A 9,023-nucleotide genomic window follows, 5' to 3' on the forward strand; every position below is an offset into this window, starting at 1 on the left:
CGGGGATGAGCGGCGGGGCAGGGAATTTCCGGAAGCGCCTGGAGAGGGCGGCGGAACTCCGTTCGTACCGCGGCGCGGGCATCAGCGCCGAGGAGGAAGCCGCGCTGGATGCCCTCGACGCCCAGGAGCGGGAGAAGCGCAGGAAAGTCAGCGACGCTGCCCGCGCCGAATACCTGGTCCGGGACGCCATGGCGCACGGCAAGTTCGACAACCTCAAGTACGCGGGCAAGCCGATCCCCGGCCTGGGCGAATCGTACGATCCCGACTGGTGGGTCAAGGGACTGATCCAGCGGGAGAACATCAGCGGCCTGGGCCCGGCCGCCATCCTGCTCCGCACTGAGGACGCGGAACTCGATGCCAAGCTGGACGCCCAATACACGGAGCAGCAGGTCCGGGATCTCCTGCAGGATTTCAACCGGCGGGTGATCGATGCCCGCCGCCAGTTGCAGGGTGGCCCCCCGGTGATCACCAAGACCCGTGACGTGGAGGAGGAAGTGGAGCGCTGGCGCACCCGGCGTGCTGCGCGGGTTGTGGAACTTCCTGCCGAGCCGGAGCCCGACCGCTCCTGGTGGAAGCGGCTGTGGAAGGGGACAGGCTAGGACAGGGGTTCCACCCAGGGCAGGTAACCGGCCCTAGGGTTTGTAATTGGGGTTGGGGCCAATCATCGACGCGGGAGGCGGTGCGAACGGTGCGGCGGGATAAAGCGGTGCCACCTTGAGCATGTAGTTGGCCCACTGCGGCCCAGCGATCATGAACCCATCGAGGCGCGGGTAGAAGGTGCCGTTGATGGTCACGTTCTGTCCTGCCCGCTTTTGGCCTTCCAGGGCGTCGCCGAAGAAGGACGCGGTGACCAGGCCGGTGGTGTACCCCACCACCCAGGTGGAACCGTTGTTGTTCGAGGTGCCGGTCTTGGCCGCGGTGGGAACCTTGTCATGCACTTTGGGGTTGATCCAGACGCCGGAGCCCTTCTTCAGGACATCCTGCAGCACCGAGTTGACGCCGCGGGCCACGTCCGGTTTGACGGCCTCGTGGCAGTCCGGCGCCTGGGCAGGAAGTTTCGCGCCGGCCGCATCCGTGACGTCAGCCAAAGCAATGGGGGCGCAGTAGCGGCCGTCCGTGGCGAATGTGGCGAACGCGTTCGCAAGGGTGAGGGGGGCAACGCCGGTGCCACCCAGCAGGTTTCCCAGCTGGTGCATGTTGACAGGGCTGCTGTCGAGGCCGCTGTGCAGGCCCACGGCATCGACCATCTTTTGGATGCCGCAGAAGTCCAGCTGGGAGGCCGATGCGAAGGTGGCGGTGTTGATCGAGTTGTACAGGCCGTAATTGACGGGCATGCGCCGGTAGAAGCCTTCTTCTGCGTTCTGCAGGTCATCGGCAGCGCCAAGGGCAGGGTTTGCCTGCGCAGTGCTGTAGGCTCCCAGCACCTTGCCGCAGCTGTCCTTCCATGGGAAGCCCAGGGGGTAGACCCGCTTCGATGCGTCCACTTCGGCGGTGATCGGCTTCCCCTCGTTCAACCATTCCGCGAAAGTGAAGGGCTTCATGGTGGACCCCGGCTGGAATCCGCCGGCGCCGTTCAGGTCATTGCCCTGCGCGTCCTTGGCATCCACGTTGAAGTTCAGGTTGGTATCGAACTTGCCGGGTTGCGGAAGGAACGTCGTGTTTTGGGCCATCGCCAGGATCTTGCCGCTGCCGGGCTGAACGGTTACCAGCGAAGCAGCCCACCGGTCCGGATTTGCCCCTGCGGTCCCGTCCACCTGGGCCTGCGCGGCCGCCTGGAGCCTGCTGTCCAAGGTGGTGGTGATCGTGAGGCCGCCCCGGTACAGCCTCCGCTCACGTTCAGGCTCCGTTGGGCCGTAGGCCGGGTTGTTCAGGATCAGGTGCGAGATGTAGTCGCAGAAGTACGGCGCAATGGCGGCATTGGCACAGCCTTGCTGCTGCGGCGTGATCTTCAATTCGATGGGAGCGGCCACGGCCTCATCGTGTTGGGCCTGCGTGATCTTCTTCAGGCGCAGCATCTCGGAGAGGACCTGGTTGCGGCGCACGATCGACTTGTCCGGATTGGTGGCGGGGTTGTAGAGGGTAGGGCTGTTGACCAGCCCGGCCAGAAGGGCTGCCTGGGGAAGGGTGAGGTCTTTCGCGCTGGTGCTGAAGAAGTAGCGTGCCGCGGCTTCAATCCCGTAGGCGTTGCTGCTGAAGAACACGATGTTGAGGTAACCCTCAAGGATCTGGTTTTTGGTGTACTTCTTCTCCAGGGTGACGGCGAGCTTCATCTCCCGCAGTTTGTCGCCGAGGGTCTTCTGTCCGTTCAGGACCACCTCGTCCGGCCTGTCCTGTGAAAGTTGTGCCTCGTTCAGGACATTGGTGACGTACTGCTGGGTGATGGTCGATGCGCCCTGCTCGCCGCCCTTGGTCAGGTTGGACACCAGTGCCCGCAGGATCCCCTGCGGATCCACCCCTGCGTGATCGTAAAACCTGCTGTCCTCGATGGCGATAATGCCGTCCTTGATGAAGGGCGACATCTGGTCCAGCGGCACGCGCACACGGTTTTCCGCGTAAAACGTTGCGATTGGCTGCCCGTCGGAGGTCAGGACTTTCGTAGCCTGCGACGGCGGTTGCACGGTCAACTCCTCCGGCAGGCGTTCGAAGTAGCCAATGGAGGAACTGACACCCATTCCCGCGGCTGCCACCGCCGGGACCACCAGGCTGGCCACCAACACTCCGCACATGACACTTGCTGCAAGGAACCCCAGGATCCGTCCCAGGGCAACGCCAAAGCCGCGCCTGCGCTTCCGCCTCTTCACCATTCCTCAGCCCTCGTCCTCGAAGGTGGGAACAGAATACGCTTCCGCCAGGGGGCGAAACAGGGGCGAAAGGTCATGTTTTGGTCACGCTAAACCGTTGACCAGCGATAGTTACCGACATATCGTTAACTATCGCTGATGAAGCAGCGAAGACCTCAACAATGAAAGGACCATGCCACCATGAAAGGCATATTCGACGACAGGAATTCCGGCCCGGAGTTTGGCCGGGAGTTTGACAAGGGGCGCTTCGAACGGGGGAGGGGCCACAGGGGACCGCACGGGCACCGGGGTCCAGGCTTCGGCCCGGGCTTCGGACCTGGATTTGGGCCCGGATTTGGACCCGGTCTTGGCCCGGGATTCGGGCCCGGTTTTGGTCCGGGTTTCGGACGGGGAGGCCGGCGCGCCAGCCGCGGCGATGTCCGCGCCGCCATCCTCTCGCTCCTGGCGGAGGCCCCCTCCAATGGTTACGGACTGATCAAGACCATCGCCGCAAAGACCGGCGGAATGTGGCGGCCAAGCCCGGGCTCCATTTACCCCACGCTGCAGCAGTTGGTGGACGAGGGCCTGATCGAGGCGCTGAGCGAAGGGCGCGGCACCGAGTTCGCCCTTACCGACGCGGGCAGGGCCTACGTGGCGGAGCACGCCGAGGAGATGGAGAACGCCTGGAACGCCGAACCGGACAGCGCGGACAGGGACTTCCACCAAAGCATCGGCAAGCTCCTGGGCGCCATCCACCAGTTCCGCACTGGTGTGAGGCAGGAGCAGCGTGCTGCTGCCGTGGAGAAGATGGACGAAACCCGCCGCGCGCTTTACAAGATCCTTGCGGACTAGGACCTACGCGAAGGAATCTTCCTTGGCATGCCGTTCCGCGGGAGCCGCAGCGGTGGGGATGTGCGCCTGTGCCTGGCGCAGGGGATTAAAGCCTGCTCCGATCTCGCCGAACGCGTAGGCGGTCTCGGCGTGCTCGTACAGGTCCACGCCGGCGGTCTCCGCCTCATGGCTGACGCGGAACCCCACAGTGTTGTTGATGACCCGGGCAATGACCGCCGTGCCAATGCCTGACAAGAGCAGGGTGATGACGACGGCGGCAGTCTGGGCGATGAGCTGCTGGACACCGCCGCCGTAGAAGAGGCCGCCGCCCTGGCCGTCCACAGGCAGGGCGATGAAGCCCAGCGACAGGGTGCCGATAAGGCCGGCACCGAGGTGCACGCCCACCACGTCCAGCGAGTCGTCAAGGCCGAAGCGGTACTTGAGGTCCACGAAAACGCAGCACGCCGCTCCGGCCACCAGGCCCAGTCCGATTGCTGCAACCGGGCTGATGTTGGCGCAGGAAGGCGTGATGGCCACCAAACCTGCCACAACACCTGAGGCGGCACCCAGGGAGGTGGGGTGCCCGTGGCGGACCTTCTCGGTGATCAGCCAGGTGAGCATGGCTGCGGCAGGGGCCACCAGGGTGTTGATCCAGATGAGGCCGGCCTGTTCAACGCTTGTTGCGGCGCCGCCATTGAAGCCAAACCAGCCGAACCACAGGATGGCCGCGCCCAGCATGATGAACGGCAGGTTGTGGGGGCGGTGGTTGGGATCCTTTGCGAAGCCATGGCGCTGGCCCACGATGACCGCCAGCACCAGCGCGGCAGTTCCTGAACTGATTTCCACTACAGCGCCGCCGGCGAAGTCGATCACCTGGCCAAAGATTGCGGTGACGGCTCCGCCGGCACTCATCAGGCCGCCACCCCACACCATGTAGGCGAGGGGGCAGTAGATCAGCGTGATCCATACGGGCACGAACAAGGCCCAGGCGCTGAACTTGGCGCGGTCTGCGATGGCGCCGCTGATGAGGGCCACGGTGATGATGGCGAACGTTGCGCTGTAACCGGCCTTGAGGAGGTCCGGCGAACCCATCAGGTTCTGCAGGCCGAAGCTGGTGAAGGGATTTCCGAAGAGCCCCAGGAAGCCGTCGCCGGTGGTCATCGAGTAGCCCCAGAGAACCCAGACCACACCGACGATTCCTGCTGAGATGAAGCTCATCATGATCATGTTCAGTGCAGCCTTGGCACGGGTCATGCCGCCGTAGAAGAGGCCAAGCCCGGGGGTCATCAGCAGTACCATGGCGGCCGAAATCATCAGCCAGACGTGTTGGGCAGTGATTTCCACCGGTGGGTCCCTTCGCAACGTGATCTTGGCCCAGGGTCCCTTTTGGCCCCGGGGCATTTCCCCCGGGATCCATTTTTGGCGCCGCGTGTTTCAGCCAGTGCCGCTTAAAGTTGCGGCCACGTTACACAAATTGCTCCGGCGTGAAGTTCACGTGTCCGGTATGTTTCGGGCATGTAAACGGCTCCTCAGGCCGCAGGCGCCCGCGGCAGCAATTTCCGCGGAGGTTCCCTCCACGACAGGCCACGCGGGCCGCCCAAGGTGAGAAACGGCGTCGTACCCTGTTTTGCCTTCTGTTTCAGATCGGTGAACGGCGCCTCACGGGATTAGAACCTGCGGGCGTTGGCCAGCACCGGCAGCTTGGCCCGGACGTCATCCACGGTTGCGGGATCAATATCGACGACGGCGAGTTCGGGCTTGCCGCCGAGTGCCACCAAAGGTTTGCCCAAGGGGGTGACAACAGCGCTGTGGCCCACTCCGGTGGGAGCCGTACCCGCCGGACCGGCGCCAATGGTTTCGGGATCGCCCTGGCCGCAGGCAACCACAAACGTGGTGCTGTCCAGCGCCCGGGCGCGCACCAGCAGGTCCCACTGCTCTGCCTTGCCCTCCCCGGCGCCCCAGGAAGCACAGACGATGTTCACCTGCGCACCAGCATTCGCGTTGGCGGTGAACAGGCCCGGAAAGCGCACGTCGTAGCAGGTGGCCAGGCCGAGCACCGTCCCGTCCAGCTCAAAAGTCACCGGCGCTTCCCCTGCATCAACCGTCTTGGACTCTGTAAATCCAAACGCGTCGAAAAGGTGGACCTTGTCATAGGAAGCCTCCACCCCGGGACCGGTGACCAGCAGCGTATTGCGGACGCGGCCGTCCTTCCCGGGAGTGAACATGCCGGCCACGATCGTGATGTCCAGGTCCTTGGATATCCTGCGCACCTCGCTGGCCCATGGGCCGTCAAGCGGCTCGGCAATGTCCTTCAGGGAGTGGCCGAAGGCGCGCATCGTCGCCTCGGGAAAGACCACTAACTGCGCGCCAGCGTTCTTCGCCTGGGCGGCGTAGTCCCATACCAGTTCAAGGTTGGCGGCGGTATCGGCGCCGCTGATGATCTGCGCTACTGCGATCCGCATTACTGCCGGTAGCCCTCAACCTCGCTGATGGGGCGGGCCTCGGCGTCGTTTGGGTTTTCGCCCGACTCCTTCTTGGCCCGGCGCTGGCGCAGGAGGTCCCAGCACTGGTCCAGGCTTTCCTCCACGTACTTCAGGCGGGCCTGGTCCGGTGCCTGCCCATCCCCGGAACCCTCGCGCAGCGAGTGCTCCTCCTCCACCAGGGCCTGAATGTGCGTCAAAATATCCTGATCGTTCATGGCTTCCCCTTTACTCCGGTCCGGTCTCCTTCAGCGTACGGATCAGGTGCTGAAGCCACCAGTCCCCGCGCTGTACCATCAACTTCATGCCCACTGCGCTCGATATGGCAGGTCCCATCCTGGAAGTGCTCACCTGGTTGTGCCTGCCCGCCGGATTGGGGCTGCTGTTCTACACCGGATTCCTCCGCCGCTTCGTGCATCCGTGGGAGGTGGCCGAGGCCGTGGTGTATTCCGATTCCACCGGGGTGGGGTTCCGCTGGTTCGACCGGAAGCACCAGGTGCACAACGCCCCCATGTCCCCCTACGACATCAGGGACATGGCAGTGGGGGACACCCTGTCCATCTACTACCACCCCAAGCGCCCAACGCAGTGGCAAACCACCACTCCGGAGGAAGCCGGCAGGACGGCCTCGGTCCTGGGCCGCTGCCTGACGGCGATCGGCTCAGTGGCGCTGCTGGCCGGCTTCGTCCTGCCGATGTTCTAGCTGACTGATGTTCTAGCTGACCAGGATCACCACAATGCCCAGGCCGCCGAGGACGACTCCGGCGAAAGCGGTCCAGAGCACGGCAGTCAGGTCGGCCTCGATACTTTCGCCCGCCAGGCCATGCGACCTCGCCTGGTACCGGCGGCGCTGCGTGAGGTAAATGGCAAGGGCGGCGCTCCCGGAAATCACCGGCAGCACCAGGATGGGCGGCCCGTACGTGGGAAGCCAGCGCAGGAAGAAGGCGCTCGCCGTCACCAGCGCCAGCATGGTCCGGCCCCAGGCGAGGGCGGTCCGTTCGGGCTGCAGGCCGGGATCGCCATGGTGGCCGGGGGCGCGGGATGCCACAGGCTCAGCGCCAGAGGATAAAGACCAGTACGACGGCGGCAGCCAGCGCGCCTGCCCCGGCCAGCAGGGGCACGAAGAGCGGCAGGGGCAGCGGGGCCTTGGTGCGCATGCTCCGTTCCACCCGAAGCCACCGCACGGCGGCACCGCCACTGAGCATCATGCCCAGCAGGAGCAGGAGGACGGCCAGGCCTTTCCGGACAGGCTCGATGAAGAGGCCGGACGTGAACGCCTCGACGGCAATGCCACCGGCCAGCAGCGCGAGCGACGTACGGATCCACGCCAGGAAGGTGCGCTCGTTGGCAAGCGTGAAGCGGGGGTCGGGTTCCTCGCCGCCGGGCAGCAGCCGTTCGGCGATTCTTCCGCGCGGGGGCGGGCCTGCCGGTCCGGGCTGCTGCTCGCTGTTGGTCACCGGGCCAGTTTAGCCGTGGCCTATCCGCCGCTCCGCGGGGCAAACATGATCACGGCAACCCCCAGCAGGCAGACCAGGGATCCCGCGATGTCCCACCGGTCGGGGCGGAAGCCGTCAAAGGCCATGCCCCATGCCAGGGAACCCGCCACAAACACTCCGCCATAGGCTGCCAGGATCCGGCCGAAGTGCGCGTCCGGCTGCAGGGTGGCCACGAAGCCGTAGGCCCCGAGCGCAATCACGCCGAGGCCGGCCCACCACCAGTCCTTGCCTTCCCGGACGGCTTGCCACACCAGCCAGGCGCCGCCGATTTCCGCTGCAGCCGCCAGCACGAACAGCACAATGGTCTTGAAAATACTGACGGTTTCTTCCGGAATACCACGCAGCCATCATGCCAGCCGGGAATGCCGCCGCAGGCCGCGCAGTTGGGGAAGGTATGGAGCGCATAGGATTCCTTTCATTCGGCCACTGGGGCCCCGGCCAGGGTTCCCGAACCAGGACAGCGGCCGACGCCCTGCTCCAGGGAATCGAACTGGCGGTTGCCGCTGAAGAACTCGGCGTGGACGGCGCATTCTTCCGCGTCCATCACTTCGCCAGGCAGCAGGCATCGCCTTTTCCCCTCCTGTCGGCCATCGCCGCCCGCACCAGCCGCATCGAAATAGGCACCGGGGTCATCGACATGCGCTACGAAAATCCCCTGTACATGGCGGAGGAAGCCGCAGCGGCAGACCTGATCAGCGGCGGCAGGCTGCAGTTGGGCATCAGCCGTGGTTCACCCGAACCCGCCCGGGAGGGTGCGTCAGCCTTCGGCTACCGGCCGCAGCCGGGGGAGACCGATGCGGACATGGCCCGGCGCCACACCGCCGTGTTCCGCAAGGCCATCACGGGGGCCGGCATGGCGGAGGCCGACCCCCGGTATGCCGGCGGTGCCACCGGCCTCTTGCCCATCCAGCCGCAGTCCCCGGGCCTGTCCGAACGGATCTGGTGGGGCGCCGGCAGCAGGAAGACCGCCATGTGGGCGGCGGAACTGGGCATGAACCTGATGAGTTCCACGCTGCTCACCGAGGACACCGGCGTTCCCTTCCATGAACTCCAGGCCGAACAGATCCAGCTGTTCAGGGACGCGTGGGCGGCGGCAGGCCACGCCCAAACCCCCCGCGTTTCGGTCAGCCGCAGCGTCCTTCCCATCGTGGACGAGGAGGACAACTACTACTTCGCCGGCAGCGCGCTCCGGGACGGCCGCGACCAGGTGGGCGTCATCGACGGGCTGACCGCCAGGTTCGGGAAGAGCTACGTGGGCGCGCCGGACGTCCTGGCGGAGCAGCTGGCCACCGATTCAGCCGTGCAGGCGGCGGACACCTTGCTGCTGACTGTTCCCAACCAGCTGGGCGTGGAGTTCAACGCCAAGTTGCTGGGCAGCATCGTGGAGCACGTCGCCCCCGCCCTGGGCTGGAGCCGCCGATAGGGGTGTGGGAACC

At 65.5% G+C, this 9,023-nt stretch carries 11 protein-coding genes; 4 read left to right on the forward strand and 7 right to left on the reverse strand.

Features of this window, described 5'->3' with window-relative positions:
- Nucleotides 1-5 precede the first annotated feature (5 nt).
- Nucleotides 6-599: a J-domain-containing protein gene (locus ASG86_RS02885; RefSeq protein WP_056329999.1), complete on the forward strand. Its 594-nt coding sequence runs from the start codon at nucleotides 6-8 to the stop codon at nucleotides 597-599.
- Nucleotides 600-632: 33 nt separating this feature from the next.
- Here the strand turns inward: ASG86_RS02885 and ASG86_RS02890 are convergent, their stop codons facing one another.
- Nucleotides 633-2,804, reverse strand: a complete 2,172-nt coding sequence (locus ASG86_RS02890) for a transglycosylase domain-containing protein (RefSeq protein WP_056330002.1) — start codon at nucleotides 2,802-2,804, stop codon at nucleotides 633-635.
- Nucleotides 2,805-2,981: 177 nt separating this feature from the next.
- Between ASG86_RS02890 and ASG86_RS02895 the strand changes: the two genes are divergently transcribed.
- The gene (locus ASG86_RS02895) at nucleotides 2,982-3,632 is read left to right on the forward strand and encodes a PadR family transcriptional regulator (RefSeq protein WP_056330005.1); all 651 of its coding nucleotides are present in this window, start codon (nucleotides 2,982-2,984) and stop codon (nucleotides 3,630-3,632) included.
- Between the two features lie 3 nt (nucleotides 3,633-3,635).
- On the opposite strand, the gene ASG86_RS02900 is transcribed toward ASG86_RS02895, so the two are convergent.
- From ASG86_RS02900 to ASG86_RS02910, 3 genes are all read right to left on the reverse strand, one after another.
- Complete coding sequence (locus ASG86_RS02900) at nucleotides 3,636-4,955, reverse strand: ammonium transporter (RefSeq protein WP_200946115.1); 1,320 nt, start codon at nucleotides 4,953-4,955, stop codon at nucleotides 3,636-3,638.
- 323 nt (nucleotides 4,956-5,278) lie between these two features.
- Nucleotides 5,279-6,073: a carbon-nitrogen hydrolase family protein gene (locus ASG86_RS02905; RefSeq protein ID WP_056330010.1), complete on the reverse strand. Its 795-nt coding sequence runs from the start codon at nucleotides 6,071-6,073 to the stop codon at nucleotides 5,279-5,281.
- Nucleotides 6,073-6,309 carry a DUF2630 family protein gene (locus ASG86_RS02910; RefSeq protein WP_056330013.1) on the reverse strand — a complete coding sequence of 79 codons (237 nt, stop codon included), beginning with the start codon at nucleotides 6,307-6,309 and terminating at the stop codon, nucleotides 6,073-6,075. Before ASG86_RS02910 ends, ASG86_RS02905 begins: the two co-directional genes overlap by 1 nt.
- An 86-nt stretch (nucleotides 6,310-6,395) precedes the next feature.
- On the opposite strand from ASG86_RS02910, the gene ASG86_RS02915 reads away from it, so the two are divergent.
- Nucleotides 6,396-6,794: a hypothetical protein gene (locus ASG86_RS02915; protein WP_056330016.1), complete on the forward strand. Its 399-nt coding sequence runs from the start codon at nucleotides 6,396-6,398 to the stop codon at nucleotides 6,792-6,794.
- Between the two features lie 12 nt (nucleotides 6,795-6,806).
- Here ASG86_RS02915 and ASG86_RS02920 read toward each other — a convergent pair whose 3' ends face one another.
- From ASG86_RS02920 to ASG86_RS02930, 3 genes are read right to left on the reverse strand one after another with little or no spacing between them, the layout of a single operon-like run.
- Nucleotides 6,807-7,139 carry a DUF202 domain-containing protein gene (locus ASG86_RS02920; protein ID WP_056330019.1) on the reverse strand — a complete coding sequence of 111 codons (333 nt, stop codon included), beginning with the start codon at nucleotides 7,137-7,139 and terminating at the stop codon, nucleotides 6,807-6,809.
- Nucleotides 7,140-7,143: 4 nt separating this feature from the next.
- Nucleotides 7,144-7,548 carry a YidH family protein gene (locus tag ASG86_RS02925; protein ID WP_056330021.1) on the reverse strand — a complete coding sequence of 135 codons (405 nt, stop codon included), beginning with the start codon at nucleotides 7,546-7,548 and terminating at the stop codon, nucleotides 7,144-7,146.
- Nucleotides 7,549-7,568: 20 nt separating this feature from the next.
- Nucleotides 7,569-7,922, reverse strand: coding sequence for a YnfA family protein (locus tag ASG86_RS02930; protein WP_056330024.1), 354 nt, complete (start codon nucleotides 7,920-7,922; stop codon nucleotides 7,569-7,571).
- Nucleotides 7,923-7,981: 59 nt separating this feature from the next.
- Here ASG86_RS02930 and ASG86_RS02935 point away from each other — a divergent pair, with 59 nt between their 5' ends.
- Nucleotides 7,982-9,010, forward strand: a complete 1,029-nt coding sequence (locus ASG86_RS02935) for an LLM class flavin-dependent oxidoreductase (protein ID WP_056330318.1) — start codon at nucleotides 7,982-7,984, stop codon at nucleotides 9,008-9,010.
- The last annotated feature ends 13 nt before the right edge of the window (nucleotides 9,011-9,023 follow it).

It is taken from the genome of Arthrobacter sp. Soil764 (assembly GCF_001428075.1).
GTDB lineage: Bacteria > Actinomycetota > Actinomycetes > Actinomycetales > Micrococcaceae > Arthrobacter.

What these genes read in the sequence shown, in the direction of transcription:
- ASG86_RS02905 (WP_056330010.1), bottom strand. Translation starts at nt 6,073, where the DNA reads ATGCGGATCGCAGTAGCGCAGATCATCAGCGGCGCCGATACCGCCGCC.
- ASG86_RS02895 (WP_056330005.1), top strand. Translation starts at nt 2,982, where the DNA reads ATGAAAGGCATATTCGACGACAGGAATTCCGGCCCGGAGTTTGGCCGG.
- ASG86_RS02935 (WP_056330318.1), top strand. Translation starts at nt 7,982, where the DNA reads ATGGAGCGCATAGGATTCCTTTCATTCGGCCACTGGGGCCCCGGCCAG.
- ASG86_RS02910 (WP_056330013.1), bottom strand. Translation starts at nt 6,309, where the DNA reads ATGAACGATCAGGATATTTTGACGCACATTCAGGCCCTGGTGGAGGAG.
- ASG86_RS02915 (WP_056330016.1), top strand. Translation starts at nt 6,396, where the DNA reads ATGCCCACTGCGCTCGATATGGCAGGTCCCATCCTGGAAGTGCTCACC.
- ASG86_RS02890 (WP_056330002.1), bottom strand. Translation starts at nt 2,804, where the DNA reads ATGGTGAAGAGGCGGAAGCGCAGGCGCGGCTTTGGCGTTGCCCTGGGA.
- ASG86_RS02885 (WP_056329999.1), top strand. Translation starts at nt 6, where the DNA reads ATGAGCGGCGGGGCAGGGAATTTCCGGAAGCGCCTGGAGAGGGCGGCG.